This window comes from Frisingicoccus caecimuris, assembly GCF_004340975.1.
In the GTDB taxonomy this organism is placed as follows: domain Bacteria; phylum Bacillota; class Clostridia; order Lachnospirales; family Lachnospiraceae; genus Frisingicoccus; species Frisingicoccus caecimuris.
Genome location: NZ_SLXA01000017.1, coordinates 1 through 24222 on the forward strand (window position 1 = coordinate 1; position 24222 = coordinate 24222).

General features: G+C 43.0%; 26 protein-coding genes. 5 read left to right on the top strand and 21 right to left on the bottom strand.

Annotation, left to right across the window (positions count from 1 at the left end):
- Window positions 1–145: 145 nt before the first annotated feature.
- The 3 genes from rpmF to pta all read right to left on the bottom strand — a co-directional run bounded on the left by rpmF (window position 146) and on the right by pta (window position 1997).
- The gene (gene rpmF, locus EV212_RS12195) at window positions 146–325 is read right to left on the bottom strand and encodes a 50S ribosomal protein L32 (RefSeq protein WP_132093879.1); all 180 of its coding nucleotides are present in this window, start codon (window positions 323–325) and stop codon (window positions 146–148) included.
- A 3-nt stretch (window positions 326–328) separates the two neighbouring features.
- Entirely contained in the window at window positions 329–847 is a 519-nt protein-coding gene (locus EV212_RS12200; RefSeq protein WP_165873373.1) for a YceD family protein, read from the bottom strand.
- A gap of 151 nt (window positions 848–998) precedes the next feature.
- Window positions 999–1997, bottom strand: a complete 999-nt coding sequence (pta, locus tag EV212_RS12205) for a phosphate acetyltransferase (protein WP_132093885.1) — start codon at window positions 1995–1997, stop codon at window positions 999–1001.
- Between the two features lie 184 nt (window positions 1998–2181).
- Here pta and EV212_RS12210 point away from each other — a divergent pair, with 184 nt between their 5' ends.
- Both EV212_RS12210 and EV212_RS12215 read left to right on the top strand, forming a co-directional pair.
- The gene (locus tag EV212_RS12210) at window positions 2182–3414 is read left to right on the top strand and encodes a tRNA(Met) cytidine acetate ligase (RefSeq protein WP_165873374.1); all 1233 of its coding nucleotides are present in this window, start codon (window positions 2182–2184) and stop codon (window positions 3412–3414) included.
- Between the two features lie 39 nt (window positions 3415–3453).
- Window positions 3454–4326, top strand: coding sequence for a hypothetical protein (locus tag EV212_RS12215; protein ID WP_132093891.1), 873 nt, complete (start codon window positions 3454–3456; stop codon window positions 4324–4326).
- Between the two features lie 9 nt (window positions 4327–4335).
- Here EV212_RS12215 and EV212_RS12220 read toward each other — a convergent pair whose 3' ends face one another.
- From EV212_RS12220 to EV212_RS12250, 7 genes are all read right to left on the bottom strand, one after another.
- Window positions 4336–5043 (bottom strand): hypothetical protein, encoded by a 708-nt coding sequence (locus tag EV212_RS12220; RefSeq protein WP_207669118.1) that lies wholly within the window; start codon window positions 5041–5043, stop codon window positions 4336–4338.
- Window positions 5044–5045: 2 nt separating this feature from the next.
- On the bottom strand, window positions 5046–5534 hold the full coding sequence (coaD, locus tag EV212_RS12225; RefSeq protein WP_132093894.1) for a pantetheine-phosphate adenylyltransferase: 489 nt from the start codon (window positions 5532–5534) through the stop codon (window positions 5046–5048).
- A 19-nt stretch (window positions 5535–5553) separates the two neighbouring features.
- On the bottom strand, window positions 5554–6108 hold the full coding sequence (gene rsmD, locus EV212_RS12230; RefSeq protein ID WP_132093897.1) for a 16S rRNA (guanine(966)-N(2))-methyltransferase RsmD: 555 nt from the start codon (window positions 6106–6108) through the stop codon (window positions 5554–5556).
- A gap of 176 nt (window positions 6109–6284) precedes the next feature.
- Window positions 6285–6494 carry an alpha/beta-type small acid-soluble spore protein gene (locus tag EV212_RS12235; protein WP_132093900.1) on the bottom strand — a complete coding sequence of 70 codons (210 nt, stop codon included), beginning with the start codon at window positions 6492–6494 and terminating at the stop codon, window positions 6285–6287.
- A 95-nt stretch (window positions 6495–6589) separates the two neighbouring features.
- A complete protein-coding gene (gene recG / locus EV212_RS12240; protein ID WP_243115557.1) occupies window positions 6590–8638 on the bottom strand; it encodes an ATP-dependent DNA helicase RecG in 2049 nt (682 codons plus the stop codon).
- A 68-nt stretch (window positions 8639–8706) separates the two neighbouring features.
- Window positions 8707–10368: a DAK2 domain-containing protein gene (locus tag EV212_RS12245; RefSeq protein WP_132093983.1), complete on the bottom strand. Its 1662-nt coding sequence runs from the start codon at window positions 10366–10368 to the stop codon at window positions 8707–8709.
- Between the two features lie 19 nt (window positions 10369–10387).
- On the bottom strand, window positions 10388–10747 hold the full coding sequence (locus EV212_RS12250; protein ID WP_132093903.1) for an Asp23/Gls24 family envelope stress response protein: 360 nt from the start codon (window positions 10745–10747) through the stop codon (window positions 10388–10390).
- 178 nt (window positions 10748–10925) lie between these two features.
- Here EV212_RS12250 and rpmB point away from each other — a divergent pair, with 178 nt between their 5' ends.
- The gene (gene rpmB / locus EV212_RS12255; protein ID WP_132093906.1) at window positions 10926–11111 is read left to right on the top strand and encodes a 50S ribosomal protein L28; all 186 of its coding nucleotides are present in this window, start codon (window positions 10926–10928) and stop codon (window positions 11109–11111) included.
- 106 nt (window positions 11112–11217) lie between these two features.
- On the opposite strand, the gene EV212_RS12260 is transcribed toward rpmB, so the two are convergent.
- From EV212_RS12260 to EV212_RS12285, 7 genes are all read right to left on the bottom strand, one after another.
- The gene (locus tag EV212_RS12260; RefSeq protein WP_132093909.1) at window positions 11218–12372 is read right to left on the bottom strand and encodes an FHA domain-containing protein; all 1155 of its coding nucleotides are present in this window, start codon (window positions 12370–12372) and stop codon (window positions 11218–11220) included.
- Window positions 12373–12402: 30 nt separating this feature from the next.
- Complete coding sequence (locus tag EV212_RS13515) at window positions 12403–12543, bottom strand: hypothetical protein (protein WP_165873375.1); 141 nt, start codon at window positions 12541–12543, stop codon at window positions 12403–12405.
- A gap of 57 nt (window positions 12544–12600) precedes the next feature.
- A complete protein-coding gene (locus tag EV212_RS12265; protein ID WP_132093912.1) occupies window positions 12601–12999 on the bottom strand; it encodes a GerW family sporulation protein in 399 nt (132 codons plus the stop codon).
- The gene (locus tag EV212_RS12270) at window positions 12990–14012 is read right to left on the bottom strand and encodes a DUF2953 domain-containing protein (protein ID WP_132093915.1); all 1023 of its coding nucleotides are present in this window, start codon (window positions 14010–14012) and stop codon (window positions 12990–12992) included. Before EV212_RS12270 ends, EV212_RS12265 begins: the two co-directional genes overlap by 10 nt.
- 10 nt (window positions 14013–14022) lie before the next feature.
- Complete coding sequence (locus EV212_RS12275; RefSeq protein WP_132093918.1) at window positions 14023–14334, bottom strand: hypothetical protein; 312 nt, start codon at window positions 14332–14334, stop codon at window positions 14023–14025.
- A gap of 13 nt (window positions 14335–14347) precedes the next feature.
- A complete protein-coding gene (locus EV212_RS12280; protein ID WP_132093921.1) occupies window positions 14348–15160 on the bottom strand; it encodes a rhomboid family intramembrane serine protease in 813 nt (270 codons plus the stop codon).
- Between the two features lie 137 nt (window positions 15161–15297).
- On the bottom strand, window positions 15298–15648 hold the full coding sequence (locus EV212_RS12285; protein ID WP_132093924.1) for a LysM peptidoglycan-binding domain-containing protein: 351 nt from the start codon (window positions 15646–15648) through the stop codon (window positions 15298–15300).
- A gap of 153 nt (window positions 15649–15801) precedes the next feature.
- On the opposite strand from EV212_RS12285, the gene EV212_RS12290 reads away from it, so the two are divergent.
- Window positions 15802–20037: a 2-hydroxyacyl-CoA dehydratase gene (locus EV212_RS12290; RefSeq protein WP_132093927.1), complete on the top strand. Its 4236-nt coding sequence runs from the start codon at window positions 15802–15804 to the stop codon at window positions 20035–20037.
- Between the two features lie 63 nt (window positions 20038–20100).
- Here the strand turns inward: EV212_RS12290 and EV212_RS12295 are convergent, their stop codons facing one another.
- The 3 genes from EV212_RS12295 to hisH are packed head-to-tail and all read right to left on the bottom strand — an operon-like array spanning window position 20101 to window position 22186.
- Window positions 20101–20781, bottom strand: coding sequence for a uracil-DNA glycosylase (locus EV212_RS12295; RefSeq protein ID WP_132093930.1), 681 nt, complete (start codon window positions 20779–20781; stop codon window positions 20101–20103).
- A 27-nt stretch (window positions 20782–20808) separates the two neighbouring features.
- A complete protein-coding gene (gene hisF / locus EV212_RS12300) occupies window positions 20809–21570 on the bottom strand; it encodes an imidazole glycerol phosphate synthase subunit HisF (protein WP_132093933.1) in 762 nt (253 codons plus the stop codon).
- A gap of 10 nt (window positions 21571–21580) precedes the next feature.
- Window positions 21581–22186 carry an imidazole glycerol phosphate synthase subunit HisH gene (gene hisH, locus EV212_RS12305; protein ID WP_132093936.1) on the bottom strand — a complete coding sequence of 202 codons (606 nt, stop codon included), beginning with the start codon at window positions 22184–22186 and terminating at the stop codon, window positions 21581–21583.
- A gap of 136 nt (window positions 22187–22322) precedes the next feature.
- Here hisH and EV212_RS12310 point away from each other — a divergent pair, with 136 nt between their 5' ends.
- A complete protein-coding gene (locus EV212_RS12310) occupies window positions 22323–22523 on the top strand; it encodes a DUF6465 family protein (RefSeq protein WP_132093939.1) in 201 nt (66 codons plus the stop codon).
- Between the two features lie 49 nt (window positions 22524–22572).
- Here the strand turns inward: EV212_RS12310 and EV212_RS12315 are convergent, their stop codons facing one another.
- Entirely contained in the window at window positions 22573–24210 is a 1638-nt protein-coding gene (locus EV212_RS12315) for a HAMP domain-containing sensor histidine kinase (protein WP_132093942.1), read from the bottom strand.
- Between the last annotated feature and the right edge of the window lie 12 nt (window positions 24211–24222).

The window sequence follows — 24222 nt, forward strand, 5'->3', positions numbered from 1 at the left end:
TCCGCCCGCATAGCAGGCGGTTTATTGTTTCACCGCTTTTCATTTTTCTTCCCAGAAAAACTCAAACCGGTTCAACAGGCTAAAGCCCATAAAAAAGAAAGACAGGAAATTCATTCCTGTCTTCTGTTCAATCCTGTTTAATGAATTACTGAACTTCAACGATAGATTTCTTATCGTAGTATCCACAAGCTTTGCATACTCTGTGAGGCATCATAAGCTCGCCACAATGACTGCACTTAACTAAAGCTGGAGCACTCATCTTCCAGTTAGCTCTACGGCTGTCTCTTCTTGCTTTGGATGATTTATTCTTTGGACAAATGGACATGGATCACACCTCCTTAAAATTCTTAAAAATATCCTGAATGGCAGCCATTCTGGGGTCTAACGAGGCCCTGTCGCAGCCGCACTCTCCATGGTTTAAATCCTTTCCACATTTCAGACATATACCTTTGCAATCTTCACGGCATAATGTCTTCATCGGAAAACGAATTAAAATTTCATGATCGATCAGAGCGTCCGTATTAATGCTATTTTCTTCCACATAACTGTCATCTGCCGCATCTTCCTGACGTTCCGGGGATAAATCCACCGTTTCATCCAGTTCAACGTGAAACGGCACAACCACTTCCTTCAGGCACCGATCGCATGGTATACCAAGGCTTCCCTGCCATTGACCTTCCAGATGAACTTTGCGATTTCCTGCATTGGATATAGTCAGAATAAGCTTTCCCTTCTCCCGAAACGGAAAACGGTCGCCCTGCAACTCATAAAAATCCATATCTACAGGAACAGTAAAGGTCTCAGTTTTTAATGGTGTAGAAATAAGCTCTGAAATATTAATAAACATAGACATCTCCTAACTCCATACCTCACTAATTATACATAGGAGAGAATATTTTGTCAATAATTATTTTTAAGTAATGTCAAGTGTTTTTACTTGACGAGTGTCGTCAAAAAAGACCGGCAATCTCTTGCCGGTCCCAATCCTGTAATTCTGATTATTTTGCCATCTGAGCCTGTACAGCTGTGATTGCTACAACACCAACGATATCGTCTGCGGAGCAGCCACGGGACAAGTCGTTAACAGGACCTGCAAGACCCTGTGTGATTGGTCCGTAAGCTTCTGCTTTGGCAAGTCTCTGAACAAGTTTGTAACCAATGTTACCTGCATCCAGGTCAGGGAAAATAAGAACATTTGCATGTCCGGCGATTTCATTGCCAGGAGCTTTCTGCTGTCCCACTTCAGGAACGATAGCCGCATCAAGCTGGAACTCACCATCAACCAGAAGTTCCGGATATTCTTTATGAGCAAATTCAACAGCATTCTGAACCTTATCAACATCCGGATGGCTTGCACTACCCATTGTGGAATGGGAAAGCATAGCTGTGATCGGTTTTTTGCCGATCAATGCCTCAAATGTCTTTGCTGAATCATAAGCGATATGTGCAAGTTCTTCGGAATTCGGATTCTGATTCAGACCGGCATCGGAGAAGATGAACACACCGTCAGCACCATATTCGCAGTTTGGCACATCCAGTACGAAGAATGCGGAAACGAGTTTGCTGTCCGGAGCAGTTTTAAGGATCTGCAGAGATGGACGAAGAAGGTTTGCTGTAGGTGTTGTACAGCCGCCGACCATACCGTCTGCATAACCCATTTTAACCATCATAACACCGAAAAATAAAAAGTTGGATGTAAGAATACGTCTTGCATCATTTAATGTCATACCTTTTCTCTTACGAAGTTCATAGAAATGAACGATAAAGTCGTCCAGTCCGGCAAAAGTTTCTGGATTAACGATTTCAACCCCTGTCAAGTCATAACCTGCAGCGGATTTAGCAATATCTTCCGGGTCACCGATCAAAATAACTTTGGCTACGCCTTCTTTTTCAATCTTGCTTGCTGCTTCGATCACACGCATATCGTAAGACTCTGGAAGAACAATTGTCTTGATGTCGTTTTTTGCGCGTGTTTTGATGCCATCAATAAATCCCATGATGAATACCCCTTTCATATTATAATATGTTTATTTTTTCTCTGATCATTATTATTATATACTAGTTAAAAGTTCAAAACAAGTAATTTTATTAGACATTAACATGAATTTTTGTATTTTTTTTGGAGCATATTCTCAATATAGGTGTTATAATAACAATGAATCAATGCCCCTGGAGGAAGATATGAAAGTCGGAGCCATTATTGCCGAATATAATCCGTTTCACAACGGACATAAATATCAGATTGAAACATTTCGCAATGAACAGAACATAGATTATATTATTGTTATCATGAGCGGCGATTTTACCCAACGCGGTGAACCAGCCTGGATGCCAAAGCACCTGCGGGCCAAAGCCGCTCTCATGGGCGGTGCGGACCTGATTCTTGAACTGCCCGTATATTATGCCACCGGAAGCGCTCAGATATTTGCCGAAGGCGCCGTCGCCCATCTGAATGCTTTAAACAGTGTGGATACTCTCTGTTTCGGATGTGAGACAGAAAAAAGTGAAACCAAGCATTTAGAATGGATTGAAACCGCTGCAGACGTTCTTCTGGAAGAGCCAAAATCCTTCAGAGAAAATCTTTTCGTTGCTTTAAAGTCTGGTCTTTCCTACGCGGCCGCCAGGGCCAAAGCCCTGGAAAGTTTCATCGAAACGCCCGAACTTTTGGCGATGCCGAACAATATTCTTGCATTGGAATATATAACGGCACTCAGAAAAACCCATTCCTCCATCCGGCCCATACCTGTCCGCAGAAAAGGCGAAGGATATCACAGCAAAAAAACTGACCGGACCTTTGCCTCCGCTTCTGCTATACGAAAGGCCTTCCCGGACATAACCCCATCGGCTCCATGGTTCAGTCTCCCGGACGGTACACAGGAAATCATAAAAACACATTTTAATAAGGATTTTCCTCTGATGCCAGAGGATTTTTCCGCCATGTTCGCTTCAGCATTTCTTCGTTCTGCTCCGAATTTAAATCAATACGCAGATGTTACCGAAGAAATTTCCAACCGTATGATACATTATTTTAAGCAGTATCGGACTTTAGATGATTTTCTTTTAGAAACAAAAAACAAATCCTGTACCTATAGCCGGCTGTGCCGATGTGCCGCTCATATCCTCCTGGAGCTGCGCAAAGATACTTTGATTCAGGCTAAAACCGATGGTTTTGCCTATTACGCACGGATTCTTGGATTTAGGGAGAAAGCTTCGCCTCTCCTTGGATATTTGAAGAAAAATACATCGATACCGCTCATAACGAAAATGGCCTCTTATCCAAAACATCTGTCCGACAATGGGTGTCATCTTATGGAAGCCGACATCCGTGCAGCCGATTACTACCGAACGGCTCTCCAGATAAAATTTGGTCAGACTTTAAAAAATGAATTTAATCAGGAAATTATCATATTATAATTTCAGGAGACATAGCCTATAACAAAAACGGTGTTGTTCATGGTCCTCTGTCTCCTGATATTTTTCTTATGTCTTTGTTTTCCCGAAATCACCGGTTCGGGTGTTAAAAATGGTCTCTCTTTGATCGCCGGTCAGGTCCTTCCGGCTCTCTATCCCTTCATTCTTCTGACAACCCTCTTTAAATATCTGGCAGGTCGCCGACCAGCCAATCAGTATTTATCTATTTTGATTGGTTTTCTTTCCGGCTATCCTCTCGGGGCTAAAGTAGCAGCTGAGCATGGTCCGTCCACTGGCTTCCTTTCCGGCCAATCTCTGCTTCTGATCTGCAACAATCCGAGTCCGGCCTATATGATCAGTTTTATAGGACTGCACTGTTTTGGTGCGCCATTCCTGGGTTTCCGTATGTATATCGCTATTATCATCGGAAATCTGATCACCGGTCTGCTTTTCACTTTCATGGACAGGATACTGTACCGAGGCTCTCTTACGTCTGAAAACATCCCGTCATGTTTAAAGGACACTCCGTCAGGAATTACAATACAAAAAAATTTACTGGATCAGGTCATCCGTGACACTTTTTCAATCATTATCAATGTATCCAGTTATATCCTTATTTTTTCCGTAGCCGCCGCCTTTATCCAACGCCTTTCTTTCTTTCCGGGAACAGCTCAGGGGCTTCTCTCCGGACTTCTCGAAATGACGACTGGCATCCAGATAGTTGCCGCCCAGCCCATACCCATGACAATCAAAATATATTTAACGACAGGAATCATTTCTTTTGGAGGTCTTTCTGTAATGGCCCAGACAAACAGCATGATTGCCGGAAGTGGTTTATCCATAAAAAAATACATGACAGAAAAAACCATAGCCTGCGCTATAGCTGTTTCTGTCATGTATATGATAAATCAATAAACACAAAAATCAGTCGATATCATCATAGTCGAAATCGTCGTCATCATCCGCTTCTTCCTCGACCTCTTCGTCATCATAATCCTCATCCGAATAAAGGTCTTCGTCATCGTCATCATCCGATGAAAGATCGGCATTTTCCGGTGTATAGATCGGAGGCTCTTCCGAAATGGTCGGTACATTTAACTGGCTGGCCAGAGCTTCCTGATTCTCTTTAAGCACCTGAAGACTTGAGGAGAGACCATTGATCAGTCCCCGGGAATGTTCCTGAGAAACGCTCAGCGCACCGCTCACGATATTCTCAAGATTATCTACCAGTTCCTTTGTATACTGAAGAGCGTTCATCCGAATCTCCTCAGCGTTGGCGTTCGCTTCATTGATCGTAGCTTCAGCCTGAGCATTAGCAGCATTCAGTACTTCCTCAGCGCGCTCGTAAGCTTTGAGCATAATCTGATGCTCTTCTACAAGCTGATTTGTATAAGCTGTTGTTTCTTCCAGCATACGTTCAGCCTGAGCCTGGGCATCATTGATGATCTTATCTTTATTTGCAATGATTTTCTGATATCTCTTTATTTCATCCGGAGTTTTCAACCTTAATTCCGTTAATAATTCAAATAATTCATCCTTTGGTACGATTATCTTTGTCTGAGAAAAAGGCTGTGGTTTACAGCTCTCTACAAATTCTTCAATTTCATCAATTAACTGCTCGATTCTACTCATCATTATTCTCCTTTTATATTGTATTTTGACTTGACCTTTTCAATAATACATGGCGGAGCAAAACGGTCCAAAGCTCCCCCGTATCTGGCAATTTCTTTTAAGATTGTGGAGCTCAAATATGAATATTCCTCGCTGGTCACCAAAAACATGGTATCCACCTTTGGATTTACAATTCGATTTGTCTGTGCCATCTGGAGTTCGTATTCGAAATCCGTAATTGCGCGAAGTCCACGCACGATAATACGGGCATCCATTGCATCCGCAAAATCAATGGTAAGCCCCTCAAAAGAAGTAACAGATACATTCGGCATATCTTTTGTGACTTCTTTTAACATTTTAACACGTTCTTCTACAGAAAACAATGGAGTTTTTGCACTGTTTTTCAGTACGGCAACAATCAATTCATCCACCATACGGGATGAACGACCGATAACATCCAGATGTCCATAAGTCACCGGATCAAAACTTCCGGTATAAATTGCTCTTTTCATTTTTGTATCCTCGGTTATATTATTTTATTTTCAGGAAAATATGTTTGTTTGTTTTATAATTTTTCTCTCTGACAACGGCATAACCATAGCCCTCTATGTATGAATAGTCAGTTTCCATACTCGCCTCGACCACGATCAACGTATCCTTATGAAGCAGGCGTGAACCGGATAACTGTTTCAGCACCCTCTTTTCATAAAAATGGTCATAGGGCGGGTCCATAAAAATAATATCAAAACATTTCCCCTCATTCTCCATCTGCTGCAGTGCTATAAATACGTCCTTTTGCATAACAACAGCGTCATCGGAGAGTCTTGTGGCATTTAGATTTTCCCGGATACAATTTACAGCATTCCGGTTATTTTCAACAAAAACAGCCATCTCACATCCTCTGCTTAAAGCTTCGATGCCGATGGCCCCACTTCCGCTGAACAAATCTAAAAAGCGAGCACTATATAGCTCCGGTTGAAGTATATTGAACAGTGTCTCTTTAATCCGGTCAGTCGTGGGTCTCGTATCCATCCCGGGAACAGTTTTTAATTGTATACGCCGGGCTTTTCCAGCTATGACTCGCATAAGATAACCATCCTTCGTACTTAACTGTTTATAATTTTAGTATGTTTCTACAATTTGTCAAGGGAATCCCTGGGATTTTTGTAAATTTTTCTTCTTATATTGCACATAGAGTAAAGTGGCCGCAAAATACGACCACTTATCTCCAGGTTTCTCCGCAACATTCACGGCTTCTTCAATTACTGACGGTTTGCCATTTCTTCTTCCTGTCTCCGAATCATCTGACGAACCATTTCGCCACCGACAGAGCCATTTTCACGGGAAGTCAGATCGCCGTTATAGCCCTGCTTTAAAGGAACGCCGATTTCATTGGCCACCTCAAATTTAAATCGGTCAAGTGCATTTTTTGCCTGGGGTACTTCAGGAGTATTAGAACTTCTTCTGCTCATAGCAAATTCCTCCGTTTCAAATTCTTAGTTCATTGGTTTCCTTTGTAGCTACAAGTCTAGTATGTGCTATCCACGTTCAAATACTCTGGAATTTTTTAGAGAATCACATCGTTACCCGCAAGACGCATATAGCGTTCCATGCGCCGTTCCAGGTTTTCCGGAATTTGATTTTCATATTTTTTTGCACAATCACCGGCCACCTGTAAAAGGTCACTGTCCTGATATAAATCTCCAATATGAAAATCCATCAGACCACTCTGACGCAATCCAAACATATCTCCCGGACCACGGAGCTTTAAATCTTCACTGGCAATTTTAAAGCCATCATTGGATTTAACAAGAATCTCTAAACGTTCTTTCGCACTCTCACTTTTTCCGGACTGAACAAATATACAGTACGACTGGTCATCGCCCCGGCCTACGCGGCCGCGAAGCTGATGGAGCTGAGCAAGGCCGAATCGTTCCGCATTTTCCACCATCATGACTGTGGCATTGGGTACATTGATTCCAACTTCAATAACAGTCGTGGAGACGAGGACCTGAATCTCCTGGCGATGGAAACGTTCCATGATTTCATCCTTTTGGGTTCCTGTCATTTTTCCGTGAAGATATGCCACTTTAATCGATGGCGGAAGGATTTTTCGTATTTTTTCTGTATAATCCAGAACATTTTCCAGATCCATAAATTCACTTTCTTCCACCATCGGGCAAATAATATACACCTGATGGCCCTGACGGACCTGATTTTCAATAAAGCGATAAGCGGCTGGCCGATATCCCGGATCCACCACACAATTTTTAATCGGCTTTCGTTTTTCCGGAAGCTCATCGATGACGGATATATCCAAATCTCCGTAAAGAATGATCGCCAGAGTTCTAGGAATCGGCGTGGCGCTCATAACGAGTACATGAGGCAGACTCCCCTTTCCAAAAAGCCATTCCCGCTGACTCACGCCGAAACGATGTTGTTCATCGGTAATGACCATACCCAGATCATGAAAATGAACCTTTTCCTGAATGACCGCATGTGTGCCGATGAGAATATCAATCTCATGGGTTTCCAATGCTTCATAAACCGCCCGCTTTTCTTTTGCCTTCATAGAACCAGTCAAAAGTCCGATTCGGAGACATATCCCTGTTTTTTGATAAAATTTTTCAAAATCATTCACAAAACTTTCATAGTGCTGTCTGGCCAATACCTCTGTCGGCGCCATCAAGCATCCCTGATATCCGGCCTGTACTGCAGTTAAGAGCGTCAATTGGGCAATGACCGTTTTTCCAGACCCCACATCACCCTGAAGCAGACGATTCATCACATGTGGTCCGGAAAAATCTGCTGAAATTTCCTTCCATGCTCTGAGCTGAGCATTTGTCAGACGATACTCCAGGCATCCGATAAACTGTTCTGCCCAAGTCCTGTCTGAGGCCGGATGAATATTTTCTGACCGTTCTCTGGATGCTTTCATCCGACGAATTGCCAGAGCAAACAGAAAAAACTCATCAAAGCCAAGACGGCGGCGTGCCAGAGTCAGCGTTTCCTGATTTTTTGGATAATGAATATTTTGCAGAGCAAAATTATACTCGGCCAGTTGAAATTCCATACGGAGTTTTTCCGGAAGATAATCTTGAAAAAGCGTCTTTTCCTCCAGCACCTGCCGCACCAGCTTCCCAATCAGCTTTTGATGCACACCTTCGGTCAAGGAATAAATAGGCTGTATCGTTGAACATATTTTCTCATAGGCTTCCGGTTCATAGATTTCCGGCTGTTCCATCGTCCACTGTCCATTTTTATTTTTTACAACACCGTAAAAAATATAAGTTTTTCCCGCTATCACCTGTTTTCTTAAATAAGGCATCCGATACCACAGAAGCTGAAGGCGGGTATCGCCATCGACCAGTGTGCCAGCAGTTTTCTCCACATGACCACCGGGAATCCGCACAAGACTCCGATGAAGAACTCCTCTGACAGCCAGATGTTTCCCCGGTATAATGTCGCTGACGTCCACCGGTACATCATAAGTCTGATAGGCTCTCGGATAATATTCCAGTAGATCTTCCACCGTAAAAATACCCAGTTTATTTAAATTGTTTTCCACTTTATCTCCGACACCTTTCAGACGTCGGACAGAATCCGTGATTTTCATACCGCACCTCTAAAACCGTTTCAAAAAAAGGAATGCCGCCTTTCGGAGACATTCCCTGATTATTTTTATTATTCTACAGAAAGTACATAGTAGTAAATCGGCTGTCCGCCATTCTGAAGTTCCACATCCACATCCGGATATTTTTCTTCAATCTGCTCAGCCAACGCCTCCGCATCTTCCTCTGCAACATCTTCCCCATAGTAAATACTGATCAGTTCCGATTCTTCATCCACTAAGGCATCAATCAATTCCGCTGTGGCTGAATCAACACTCTGTGTCACAGAAAGAATACCCGAATCGCCGATTCCCATAATATCGCCTTCGGTAATCGTCTTGTCATCAATGACCGTATCTCTGACAGCATAGGTCACCTGACCGGATTTCACCCGGGCCATCTCCTGAACCATATGCTCCGCATTCGCCTCTGCGCTCTCACCATCAATGTAATTCACAACCGCCGTAATTCCCTGCGGTACGGTCTTTGATGGAATGACGATCAGTTTTTTATCTTCTACTAAAGATCTGGCCTGTTCAGCCGCAAGAATAATATTTTTATTATTTGGCAGAACATAGATCGTATCTGCGTTGACCTTATCAACAGCGTTCATGATATCCTCCGTACTTGGATTCATCGTCTGACCGCCTTCAATAATATAATCCACGCCAAGACCTTTGAAAATCTCATTCATGCCCTCGCCGATGGACACCGCGATAAAACCGACCTCTTTTCTCGGCGCCGCAGCATCAGCCGCTTTCTGCTCTGCTGCCTTACGTTCAGCATCCTTAATCACTTTTTCGTTATGTTCTTCACGCATATTATCAATCTTCATACTGGTCAGAGAACCATAGGATAAACCTTTCTGAATCGCCAGGCCAGGATCATTGGTATGTACGTGAACCTTAACGATGTCCTCGTCATTGACACATACAATACTGTCGCCAATCGAAGAAAGGAATGCTTTAAATTCATTCTCCCTGTCCTGTGTATATGGTTTTTCCAACATAACGATGAATTCGGTACAATAACCAAATTTGATATCCGCCGTATCAATATCACTGTCCGGAACGACAACCTTCGCTGCCGGCTTAAAGTCTGAAGACATATCCACTTCTTTTCCGAGCAGACCATCATAAGCACCTTTGAGTACTTCCATAAGTCCCTGACCGCCTGAATCTACAACACCGGCCTGTTTCAATACCGGCAGCATTTCCGGAGTCTGACTCAGAACATAATCACCGTATTCCAAAACCCGGGCAATGCCTTCCACCAGGTCGTCTGTCTCTTCAAACACTTCCAGCGCCTTTGTGGACATTCCTTTGGCTACTGTCAGGATCGTACCTTCCTTTGGCTTCATAACCGCCTTATAGGCCGTCTCAGCTGCCCGTTCCAGGGCGGAAGCAAGAATCTGTGCATCAATAACTTCTGCTTCTTTGATTTCTTTTGAAAATCCCCGGAAAAGCTGTGAAAGGATAACGCCGGAATTTCCTCTGGCGCCTCTTAATGCTCCCATAGAAATTGCTTTTGCAAGATTTTCCATCGTCGGTGTCTCGATTGCCTGAACTTCTCTGGCAGCCGACATGATCGTCATCGTCATATTTGTTCCAGTATCTCCGTCCGGGACAGGAAATACATTTAATTCATTAATCCATTCTTTTTTTGAATCTAAACGCTGTGCTCCTGACAAGAACATTTTTTTCAGCATGTTCGCATCAATCGTATTCATAACCACTGCTGGTTCCTCCTTAATGTCAATCAATCACTCGAACGCCTTCGACAAAAATATCGATTCGGCCAACTTCCATTCCAGTAAACTGCTCTACTTTGTATTTCACATTGTTCATTAAGTTATCAGCAACGGTTGCAATACTTACGCCGTAAGCAATGATCACATGGAAACGGATATTAATCTGATTATCATCATTGATGGTCACTTCTACACCCTTGGTCAGGCTTTCTCTTTTAAGAAGTCTGGTAAGACCATCTTTCATGCTAATCATTCCCATGCCAACGATACCAAAACATTCGATGGCTGTCAAGCCAGCATATCTGGAAATAACATCTAAATCGATGGCAACAGTGCCACCTTCTTTATTTAAGTGCCCTTTCATAACGAGAACCTCCAATTCTATATTCATATGTTATATTATAACCGCTTTCCATAAAAAAGAAAATATTTATTTTGACATTATTTATAAATCTTTACTTGCAATTGTGGAAAATATCTGTTAGAATTGATTTGTTGTAAACCTGTAGGGTTAATATCATCTTTTAAGGAGGTGGCAGGCGATGGCAAAATGTGCAGTTTGTGAAAAAGCAGCACACTTTGGAATCAAAGTGTCTCATTCACATAGAAGAAGCAATAAAATGTGGAAATCTAACATTAAGAAAGTAAAGGTAAACGACAACGGAACACCAAAGAAGATGTACGTATGTACTTCCTGTTTACGGTCCGGTGCCGTTGAAAGAGCTTAATGAGGTTATGAAAGGCAGCAATCATGCTGCCTTTTTTCTTTATCTGTTTTCAGAAAAATAAAGGATATCCCCTGCCTTACGGCAAAAAGAATATCCCTTTTTCTTTTTACATTTCACAAATTTTAAAAATAAATTCCTCATTTCCAAGTAGAATCCGATCACCGTCCGCCAGCGTTTTCTCCTGACTGCCATTCAAAATAATACCATTGACAAAAGTATGATTTGTTGAACCATTGTCCTGAATCACATAGTCACCATCAAACTGGCTGATAATTGCATGTACACGGCTGACCGCCGGGTTATCATTAATACAAATATCATTTGCCGCAGCTTTACCAATACGTACTTCCGGCTGTTCCAGAACATGAACTGCCTGATTTTTCCGACGCAGGAGCACGCCTCTTGTCCTGCTTACATTCTGACTCCGGGCAAGATCATCATTCACCGCCTCCGGTTCTTCCACCGGTTCTTCCAGACTCTTTTTCTCCGGTTCTTCCATCGGCATTTCCATTGCTGTCTCTTCCGGTTTAATTTCCGTCTCTTCTTTTGAATCAAACTTCAGCGCATTTACACTTTCCGCCGCCGGAATGCTTTCAAGGACAGATTTCAGATCACTTAAGTCATCTTCCGCTGTCATTTCCTGTTCAGTTTCCGGTTCCATTGCTTCTTCCTGAGCTGTCTCAGGTTCTGCCTCTGAGACTGGTTTTCCGTCCAATTCTTCCTGAGTCTGCAAAAATTCATAGAAATCCTGGTAAGAAAATTGTCTGTTCCGACTGATATAACGGATTGTATTTCCAAGCCATGTCATATCATCCTCTTCACTGTAAACAATATTAACAAGCATTTCCTTCAGGAAAAGCCGAAGCGGTCTGGTCGGAAGAACCCCTTTCTTGACCGGTACATACACACAGGATACCTGACCGTTTTCTTCATTAAAAAAAACGCTGTTGATACCGAGAAGAATATGATCCGTATTCATCCCATATCCTTCGGCCTCGATATAAGCCATTGTCAGTGACTTTAAAAAGTTAATGGCTTCATTTTTTTCCACTACGTGGGATAAAAACTGTTTTAAAGTTATTCGTTTTCCATAGCCATAATATAATGTAAATGCTTTGCCATTTTCAAACTCACATTTTAAAAAGGACGGGCTGTCCAAATCCAGATAGATCTTAAAATCTCCTTTGTCAATGTCACTGATCGGTTCAACAACAATATAGGCCTCGTTGCTGTCATTAAAATTTATCTTTGATACACTCATATTTTCACCTTATCTTTTGTCGTATTTTATTTATTTGCAGCAGAAAAAATTATAACTCAAAACCAGAAAAAACAGAATGAGACAGATGCTCAGGAGAGCCGAATCAATAAACATCATAATCGTCATTCCTACAGCTACCCAGAACATTATAAATCCTATAATGCGTTTCATAAGCATCTCCCCATAGTATTGGTCTTTATATTTTATGCATCTGATGCAAAAAAAGTGCTAGTTATCTTCAACGATTGTGTTGACCTGTTCGGCCACTTTGACATCGTCCATCGGATCCCCTTTTGCAAAGCGATTCATAATATCCGGAACCATATCGATCAGCTTCATAAACGGCGACTGATGACTCTCTACTGGTATGATACGCACCACATCACCGCGGATAACAAGAACGGCACACGGATCCATACTGCATCCCAATCCTCCTGCAGATGCATCTTTCTTTTTTGAATCTGAAGCAGTCGAACCCGTTCCCATTCCGAAACTGACATCCACTAATGGAATGATAATTGTGTCATTGACGGTAATCGGTTCACCCACAACCGATTTTGTTGAAAGAATACCGTTCATACCATCGAATAAAGACTGAACGGATGTACTGAATGTATTTACTGCCATAAGGTTTCCTCCTTACTTTTAAAATGCTTTATAAATCTCAATAATTTTCTTAAATCTTTGTTTAACAGTCCTCGAAGTCCCCAGTAAAGGAAAATATACAGGCGAAGAGAACCTCGAATATCAATCTTTCCTTCCAGAACAGCCTGTTCAAAATCCGGCTGTAATGTCAGGCTGTCGCCATACCATGCATAAAGCATACTGGCATATCCGAGAATCTTTCCTGTATCCGAAGGTTTTTCAAAGCCAAAATGAATATTCCCCGAAATCTTTTTCGGAAGTACATGGCGAAACAGTGATGCGATTGCTTTTTTCCCAAAAACAATACTGCCCTGAGTAAAATCTGCGTTCCAGAACCGCTCAGCCAGTTCTTTCTTATGCATAAGCGCATCATATTTCTTACTAATGTGTTCAAAACACTTTTCCAAACGTTCAAACAATCCGGGTTTATTTTTCACCTTTGGAGGCTTCTCCACCCGTTTCGATCGCTTTGACTTTCGTCCTTTCCTTTCCGGCCCCCCGGTCTTTTCATCAAGAGAGACCTTGGCTTCCGGGAGATCTGCTTCATAATGATCTGCCGGAATATCTGCTTCAGGCTTTGCTGTCGGCGGGCTTTCCGGTTCCGGTCTTTCTGATTCCGCCGGCTCGCTTTTCAGAGATTCGGCTTCCTGCAATTCCGGTGACTTAGGAAGTTCTGCTGAAACAGAAGATTCCTCAGTTTCTTCCGGCGCATCATTGGTCTGAGTATCCGCTGTTTCGTCCATACTGAAAATGCGAAACCATAAAACCGAAGCTCTGGCCCGAAGCTTTTTATCCTTAAACTCTCCCCAGACCCTAATCGCCCCAAATAACCAGGAAAGTTTTCCTGATGCTTCGGGGTTTCCATCGTATGCCGCCGAAAACTCATATTTAAAAGGAACAAAAAGGACAATCAGCACCGCGGCTAAAAGCAATGCCAGAATTCCCAGGATGATACATCCAAGTATTTTTAAAATCAACAGAATGATATGTAGCACATCAACACCTCTATACCGTAATACCCAAATACCTCTTTATATCAAAACCGCGGGTATGGACATATACATCTTCAATAATATCTCTGACCACATCAAAGGCTTCAGCTTTATCGGAAGCCAGTCCAACAATATAAATTCCATCCGTATTCATATCCGGTGTTCTTAAAAACTGGCTTGGATAAATATCCAGGAGGTTTTTCGGACAATTTGACAGGGAAATACAATAATATCCTTTTGGTTTTTTCCCGAAAGCAATCTGAAAACGGACCCATTTCGCCTGTTTAATGGATTCCCCCAAATAAAGCTTTTTATACCATTTCATAAAATCACCTGAATTACTTGACATGTTGATGGGTAAATAAATGTTCCTGACAATACTCATAATTGCCATTACAACGAGAACAATAACGAAATTCCAATGTCTCATCATCTTCTTCCGTACGCCCGCAGACGGCACACTTATGATGGGTCGCCGACTTTTTCGCCTGGTTGACAGCTTTTGTATAAGTCATCTTTCGATGAACCTGCTTTGGCGAATAGCCTTTTTTTCGTATAATGGATGAAAAAAACAGAATAAAGTTCAAGAGTGACACAATAATGGCAATCCGTGTTCCCCAATTGCCCACAACCAGACTGTAGGCATACAACGCCATATCAATATAAGCCAGCCATTTCATCTTAATCGGAAGAATGAACATGAGCAGTACTTCCATATCCGGATATTCAAAAGCAAAGGCCAGAAACAGCGATGCATTGATATACGTTGTATCCAGATAATAGACCCGTCCGGTAATAAGATAAATAAAGATTGCCGCCAGTACCGTGCCGATCACTCCGGTAAAATAATAGACATTAAACCTAAAGCTCCCCCAGGTTCTCTCCAGCACACTGCCGATCATATAGTAAAAATACAACGTAATAATAAAGAACAGAAGGTTGTTTGACGGCGACTGGAGCAAAAAGGTAAAAATCCGCCATACCTGACCATGCAGGATCTGACTGGCGTCCAACATAAAATAGGTTTCATAGACCCCTGGTGTTGCAATGCGCAGAACCATCCCCAAAACGTATAATATGATGATATATTGCATCAGATTCGGAATGGCATATTTTCCAAATTTACGTTCCATCTTATCTAATAATGACATATAAAACCCTTTCTGTGAATATGAAAGGGGCTGCCGCATACAAGCTGCCCCTTTCTTTTCCTGTTTTGCAATTAGTTTTATTATAGTAAAAGCCGGGTTTTTTGTCAACCGGCACTTACCGCCCACACTGCCGCCCTTTACCCCTCCGTATCCGGAATATAGACCACATCGTTTTCTGTCAGCATCAGCGGTTTCATTTGGGGATTGGCGTTTCGGAAGGTCTCATAATCCAGGTTAAAATGTTCCAGAAGCCAGTCCAGAGTATCCCCACCCTGGATAATATAAGGTATGTGTTTTACTGGTATACATAGTTTATCACCAATCCTCAGATTATAAACATCCACTGTGGGATTTTTTTCCATTAAATCTTCTAAAGTCACGCCATACAGACGGGATACCTTATATAAAGTGTCCCTTTCTTTAATCTCATGCAACATCCCGTCACATCTTCCGTATTCATTGTCCTGACGCCGCACAAAATAATTCATAAGCCCACCTGTTTTTTATTTATTCTATGCTGTTTTCCAGAAAAAGGTGTATGATATCCTGCCAAAGAGAGTATTGAGTTTTTCGTCCGGTTGTACTATAATACATTCGACAAAGAATATATATTTTATATAGAAACTCTTAGGAGGAATTACATGAATACTACATATAGATTAGGAATTGATATCGGTTCAACAACCGTAAAGATTGCCTGTCTGGATGACAAAAATCAAGTCGTCTTCTCGGATTATGAGCGTCATTTTGCAAACATCCGTGAAACACTTCTGGACTTGATCATCAAAGCTAAAAATGCCCTTGGCAATGTGAATATTCACGGTATGATCACTGGCTCCGGCGGTATGTCCATCGCTAAACCGATGAATATACCTTTTGTTCAGGAAGTTATTTCCGTATCCACTGCCCTCCAGTATTTTGAACCAAAGACCGATGTGGCAATTGAGCTTGGCGGTGAAGATGCGAAAATCATTTATTTTTCTCAGGGAAATATCGAACAGCGTATGAATGGTATCTGTGCCGGCGGTACGGGTTCCTTCATCGACCAGATGGCATCACTTCTTCAGACGGACGCCTCCGGCCTGAACGAGTATGCGAAAGACTACGAGGCGATCTATCCGATCGCGGCCCGCTGCGGCGTTTTTGCCAAATCCGATATTCAGCCATTAATTAATGATGGTGCCACGAAAGCCGATTTATCGGCTTCTATTTTTCAGGCCGTCGTTAACCAGACCATCAGTGGTCTGGCCTGTGGCAAACCAATCCGGGGGCATGTGGCCTTCCTTGGCGGCCCGCTTCACTTTCTTTCCGAATTAAAGAAAGCTTTTATCCGGACACTCCATTTATCTGGAGAATATATTATTGCACCGGAAAATTCTCATCTTTTTGCCGCGATGGGCGCTGCCATGAACGACAGCAATACGGAAAGCCAGACACTGGATGAGATAATTGCCCTGCTCTCTTCGGATATTAAAATCGAGGCTGAGTCCAAACGCATGGAGCCACTCTTTAAAGATCAGGCCGACTATGACGCCTTCACAGAACGTCACAATAAACATGCGGTTAAAAAGGGAAGTCTCCAGGATTATGAGGGCGACTGTTTCCTCGGTATCGACGCCGGTTCCACCACAACAAAAGTGGCCATTGTCGGTGAGGACGGAACACTCCTTTATTCTTTCTACAGCAATAATAACGGAAGTCCGCTGAATACAACGATTCGCGCCATAAAAGAAATCAAAAAGCTGCTTCCCGACAGCGCACGAATTGTCCGCGCCTGCTCCACCGGTTACGGCGAAGCTCTGATGAAAGCTGCCTTTATGCTGGATGAGGGCGAGGTTGAGACCGTGGCCCACTACTATGCCGCCGCCTTCTTTGAACCGGAGGTTGACTGTATTCTGGACATCGGCGGTCAGGACATGAAATGTATTAAAATTAAAAATAATACGGTAGATAACGTACTTTTAAATGAAGCCTGCTCCTCCGGCTGCGGTTCTTTTATCGAAACCTTCGCCAAATCTCTGAATTATGAAATCTCAGATTTTGCTAAAATGGCTTTATTTGCTGAAAATCCAATCGATCTGGGTTCACGATGTACAGTGTTTATGAACTCCAATGTTAAACAGGCGCAGAAGGAAGGCGCAGAAGTGGGTGATATTTCTGCCGGGCTGGCCTACTCCGTTATTAAAAATGCCCTTTTAAAGGTTATTAAACTTACAGACCCGAAGGATCTGGGCGAAAAAATCGTTGTTCAGGGTGGTACCTTCTATAATGATGCCGTTCTTCGGAGTTTTGAACGTATTGCCGGACGGGACGCTGTCCGCCCGGACATTGCCGGTATCATGGGCGCCTTTGGCGCGGCTCTCATTGCCAGAGAACGTTATGATGGAACTGAATCCACCATGCTCTCACTGGATAAAATGGTCGCATTGAAGTACACCACCTCTATGGGACGGTGTAAAGGCTGTACAAACAGTTGTCACCTGACCATTAACCGTTTCAGCGGCGGACGCCAGTTCATTACCGGCAACCGCTGTGAAGTTGGTATCGGAAAAGCTAAAGCCGACAGTAATATTCCGAATTTATTTGACTATAAATACAAACGCATTTTCCAGTATGAACCATTGACCGAGGACAAAGCCAGCCGGGGTAAAGTTGGAATTCCGCGTGTACTGAATATGTACGAAAACTACCCATTCTGGTTTACTTTCTTTACAAAACTGGGATATCAGGTCGTATTAAGTCCGCAATCCTCTGCCAATATTTATACGTTGGGCATTGAATCTATTCCGAGTGAATCCGTATGTTATCCGGCTAAGCTGGTACATGGGCATATCATGTGGCTGATCAAAAATGGTGTGGACTTCATCTTCTATCCGAGCATTCCTTATGAGCGCGACGAGGTAGAAGGCGCCAACAACCACTATAACTGCCCGATCGTTACATCTTATTCGGAAAATATTAAAAACAACGTGGAAGAACTGGTTTCCGAACATATTAACTTCATGAATCCATTCCTCTCCCTGGATAATAAGGATCATATTATCCAGAGAATGACGGAAGAATTCTGTAAAACAACGGACATTCGTCCTCAGGAGATCAAAGATGCCGTCGAAGCTGCCTGGGCCGAACTGTCCAACGCCCGTCAGGATATGAAAGATAAGGGTGAAGAAACGATCAAATATCTGCGTGACAACAACATGAAGGGTATCGTCCTTGCCGGACGTCCGTACCATATCGATAAAGAGATCAATCACGGAATTCCGGAGCTGATCACCTCTTATGGTATCGCCGTACTGACTGAGGACAGTGTTTCCCATCTGGCTGAGATTGAGCGTCCCCTCATTGTCTCTGACCAGTGGATGTACCATTCACGGCTTTACAAGGCGGCCCAGTTTGTTAAGACTCAGGAGAATCTGGAACTGATTCAGCTCAACTCCTTCGGCTGCGGTCTGGATGCGGTAACAACCGATCAGGTAAAGGATATCCTTACCGGTTCGGGGCGCCTCTACACCTGCCTGAAAATTGATGAGGTCAGCAACCTGGGAGCAGCGCGTATCCGTATTCGTTCACTGATCGCAGCGATCCGCATGCGCGAGCAGAAACATATTCATGGAGAGATTCATTCCAGCGCTCATGACCGAATCATCTTTACCGAGGAAATGGCAAAAGATTATACAATCCTCGCACCAAATATGTCACCGATTCATTTTGACATATTGATCGAAGCCCTTCGGTATAATGGATTGAAAGTGGATTTGCTTCCTGACTGTGATAAGGAAGCCATCGATATCGGATTAAAATATGTTAATAATGATGCCTGCTACCCTTCCATCTGCGTTATCGGCCAGATTATGAAAGCACTGCTCTCAGGCAAATATGATTTAAATAAAGTTGCCATCGCCATGACCCAGACCGGCGGCGGCTGCCGCGCAACCAACTATATCGGATTTATCCGTCGTGCGCTTCAAAATGCAGGCATGCACCAGATTCCGGTCGTATCCATCAATGCTGCAGGACTTGAATCCAATCCGGGGTTGAAATTCACCCCGAAGCTGCTGATCGGGGCGATGCAGGCTATCGTTTACGGCGACGTATTTATGCGTGTACTTTACCGGATGCGTCCTTATGAAATTTATCCGGGATCAGCAGACCGTCTCCACAAATACTGGCAGCAGGTTTGTATTGATTCCATCACAGGAAAGAATCGGAACAGCTTTAAAAAGAATATTCAGGGTATTATTCGTGATTTCGACCAACTTCCGATTGATGAAAACCTGAAAAAGCCAAGAGTCGGCATTGTTGGAGAAATTCTTGTCAAATTCTCTCCTTCTGCCAACAACTATCTGGTAGACCTATTGGAAAAAGAAGGTGCTGAAGCCGTTATGCCGGACCTTTTGGACTTCTTCTTGTACAGTGCTTATAATAGTAACTTTAAATACGAAAAACTTGGGAAGAGCAAGAAAGGCGCCGTGATGGGCAATGCAGCTATTAAAGCCCTGGAAGCGGTTCGCAAAACAGCCCGCAAAGAACTTGAAAAGAGCCGTCACTTCCATCCACAGGCAAAAATCGAAGAGCTTGCCAGATATGCTGAACCGATCGTTTCAATCGGCAATCAGACTGGTGAAGGATGGTTTTTGACCGGTGAAATGATCGAACTGATTCATCAGGGCGCCGGCAATATTGTCTGCACGCAGCCATTTGGCTGTCTGCCGAACCACATTGTTGGAAAAGGCGTTATTAAAGAACTTCGAAATACATATCCGGGCTCCAATATCGTAGCCATCGACTACGATCCGGGCGCCAGCGAGGTCAACCAGATCAACCGTATTAAACTTATGCTGGCCACCGCCAATAAAAATCTGGCTGACGGAATCTAAATCCAAAAAAATTCTCCTCACGGAAACCTTGAAACGGTTTCAGCGAGGAGAATTTTTTAATCTTTATGAAGGTATATTTTCTATCTGCCAGTCTATCGGCTCTATTCCATGTTCTTTCAAGAAATTGTTCGTCTGGCTGAAAGGCCGGCTTCCGAAAAATCCCCGGTATGCAGATAACGGGCTCGGATGGGGCGCTTCCAAAATTAAATGTTTCGGGTTATTGAGCATAGTTTTTTTCATCTGGGCCGGACGTCCCCACAAAATAAATACGATCGGCCGTTCCACCTCATTCAATACCCGAATGGCTGCATCAGTAAACTCTTCCCATCCGATTCCCCGATGTGAATTGGCCTGATGAGCCCGTACGGTAAGTACCGTATTCAACAATAATACCCCCTGGTCCGCCCACTTTTTTAAGTAACCGTTGTTCGGTATATAGCAGCCCAGATCCTCATGGAGCTCCGTATAGATATTGACCAGAGACGGAGGAATGTCCACATCCGGTTTCACTGAAAAGCAAAGACCATGGGCCTGACCGTCCCCATGATATGGGTCCTGGCCGAGAATAACGACCTTGACCTTTGACAACGGAGTAAAATTAAAGGCATTAAAAATATCATCCGCCGCTGGAAATATCAGGCGGCTGTTATATTCGGTAAGTATCGTTTTGTAAAGTTTTGCATAATAAGGCTTACGAAATTCCGGTGTTAAGGGTTCAAGCCAGTCATTGCTGATTGCTGCCATGATTATCTTCTCCTTTGTAATTTTTATTTAAAGACGTATAGAAACGCCTCTGTCGCTTAAATAACGCTTTAAATCGCTGATTTCCAGTTCTTTATAATGGAACAGGGAGGCTGCCAAAGCAGCATCGGCTTTTCCATCGGTCAGGGCTTCATAAAAATGTTCTTTTGTTCCCGCACCGCCAGATGCAATGACCGGTATGGAAACGATTTCTGCAATCTGCCGAGTCAGTTCAATATCGTATCCGGCCTTTGTGCCGTCACAGTCCATACTGGTCAGAAGAATTTCTCCTGCGCCCAGTTTATTCACCCGTTCGGCCCACTCCACGGCATCCAGTCCCGTATCGATCCGGCCGCCGTTTTTATATATATTCCAGCCACTGCCATCAGACCGGCGTTTGGCATCAATCGCCACAACGACACACTGGCTGCCGAACTTATCCGCCGCCTCTGAAATCAACTCCGGACGATTGATCGCTGAAGAATTAATTGAAATTTTATCGGCCCCTTCACGGAGTAAAGCTCTGAAATCTTCCACCGTCCGGATACCACCACCGACAGTAAATGGAATAAATACATTCTCTGCCACCCGACGTACCAGATCCACAACTGTATTCCGTGCGTCCGAGGAAGCCGTAATATCCAGAAAAACAACCTCATCCGCTCCGGCCTTGTCGTAGGCCGCTGCAATCTCTACCGGGTCTCCTGCGTCCTTTAAATTGACAAAATTCACGCCTTTGACAACCCTTCCGTTATGTACATCCAGGCATGGTATAATTCGTTTTGTAAACATTGTACGCCTCCTACATTTCCATAAAATTCTTTAATATCTGAAGACCTGTACGACTGCTCTTTTCCGGATGGAATTGACAGGCAAATACATTACCTGATTCCACCGACGCATCCACATCCACACTGTACCAGGTCCGTGCCGCCACATCCTCCGGACGCTTTGCTTTCAAATAGTAGGAATGTACAAAATAGACATAGGGATTTCCCTCAATTCCTTTGAAAAGACGCGCTCCCGGCCGAATATCCAGAGAATTCCATCCCATATGGGGAATCTTAAGGCCCGGCGCCGGAGGAATCTCCAGTATCTCTCCCGGTAAAATTCCAAGGCCATTCACGCCCTTGCTTTCGTCGCTTCGCTCAAATAAAAGTTGTTGACCAAGACATATACCAAGGAAAGGTGTTTTTTTCTCCACCACATCATAAATTGTCTGTATCAAATGATATTCTTTTAAATGACGCATGGCGTCACCGAATGCGCCAACCCCTGGCAAAATCACATGACTTGCTTCCAGAATCTCGTCTCTGTCCCGGGTGATACAAACCTCCTGTCCAAGATATTGACAGGCCTTTTCAACACTTTTTATGTTTCCTGCATCATAATCAATAATTGTAATCATTACTTTAATCTCCTAAAATTTTGCTTGTCTAAACCATTCTAACATAAAACTATAAAATTTTCCATTGCCAAACGCGCAAAAAAGTACTACTATATTAAACAGAACATTTAGATGTGTATTTCTAAGGAGGCAATTTATGAAAACATCATTGTTTGTAGAGTATCAGGGATTACAGGTAAACGAAAGAGATATCGTTACAAAGATTAAAGAAATCTGGCTGAATGATGGTAACAAGATCAAAGATATCAAAGATTTAAAGCTTTATGTAAAACCTGAAGAATTTATGGCTTATTATGTAATTAATGATGATATCTCTGGAAAAATTGAGTTACAGTAAAATACATATACAGCGCAATACCCTGTGAAAATGCTCCACAGGGTATTTTTTATTCGTTCATCTCAATATTTTCAGACAGTTCCGGCACCTCATTGGATGCATCCAGCGTAAACCAGAATTCCACACCATTCTCCCGATTTTGCACGCCGTAAGACTGACCATGCCGTTCCATCGTCGCCTTCACAATGGAAAGGCCCACACCGCTGCCGCCATATTCCCGTGTCCGTGCCTTATCTACTTTATAGAATTTCACCCAAATCTGATCGATATCACTTTCCGGAATCTGCGCTCCCGTATTAAATACGGAAATTTTTGCCTTATTGCCATCTTTTTTAACCTTAACTTCGATTATCCGTTCACCGTCCACATGATTCAGAGCATTAGACATATAATTCGTAAACGCTTCTTCAATCAGATAGACGTCGCCCCATACATAAACCGAATCATCTGCATTAAATTTTAATGCGGCCTCCTTCTGACGGAAAAGAATCTCCGCATTAGACAGAATATTGTCAATCGTCGCAACGATATCAAAATGCTCCATCGTCAATGTTTCTGTTCCAAATTCAATCTGATTCAGATCCAGAAGTTTTTTGACAAGTACATTCATCTTGGCCGCCTCGTCCATAATGACCTCACAGTAAAAGTCCCGGCTCTCGGCGTCGTCATTGATATTCTCCTGCAACCCTTCCGCATAGCCCTGAATGAGAGCGATCGGTGTTTTCAGCTCATGTGAGACATTCGATAAAAATTCCTTTCGCATCTCATCAATCTGAACCTTCTGCTCCAGTTCCCGCTTCAACTGAACATTGGCACCCTTTAATTCACCCAATGTTTTTTCCAACGTTTCAGAAAGGGTGTTGATACTTTCCCCTAAAACACCGATCTCATCCTGGGTTTCCACCGGATATTTCTGGGCAAAATCCAAGTGGGACATTTTCTGGGCAATTTTTGCCAGATCCAGAATCTTTTCGGTAAAATGTTTCGAAATAAACAACATGGCCAGAAAGCTGATACCGCAGACACACATCGTAACATAAATAAAAAACTGGTTGGATATCTGTGCGCTCTCCTCGATACTTTCCACCGATGCCCGGAGCATAATATAATCTCCGTTGTCCATCGTTCCGATCAAATATATATATGAAGAATCCATTCGCTTCACATAAATTTTCTGAAGTGTATAACGGTCACTCTCACTGGAGATTTCCGTCTGCTTTTCCGACTGAATATAATCCCGGTAAATAGCAAAGCTCTCCACATCCTTCTCCGAAGAGGAATTGCTTCCACTGGAAGAAAAAAGAACCTGCATATCATACACAATCTGCTGATTGATCACCCGCTTATTCTGAATACGATAGAGTAAAATGCCAATATTATTACTCTGGCTGATCTGTTCCATCGATAATTCCATATCCAGAAAATCATTCAGGCTGGCAATAGCGTCTGTATTAAACCATTGATAGATATTATTTTCTGCAGTATCCTTCTCTTCTTCTTCGACGGATACTCCAAAGGTATTATACATTTGATTGATCTGATTATACACGCTGATCAATGTTTTCTGTTTGCCTGAAATATAATAGTCTACAAGAAAAAAATTGTTTACGAGCACGGAAATCACCATTGTCACCAATACGGTAGCCATCAGAGTGACGGATAATTTCACCCGCAATGATTTATTCATAAAACGCCTCCG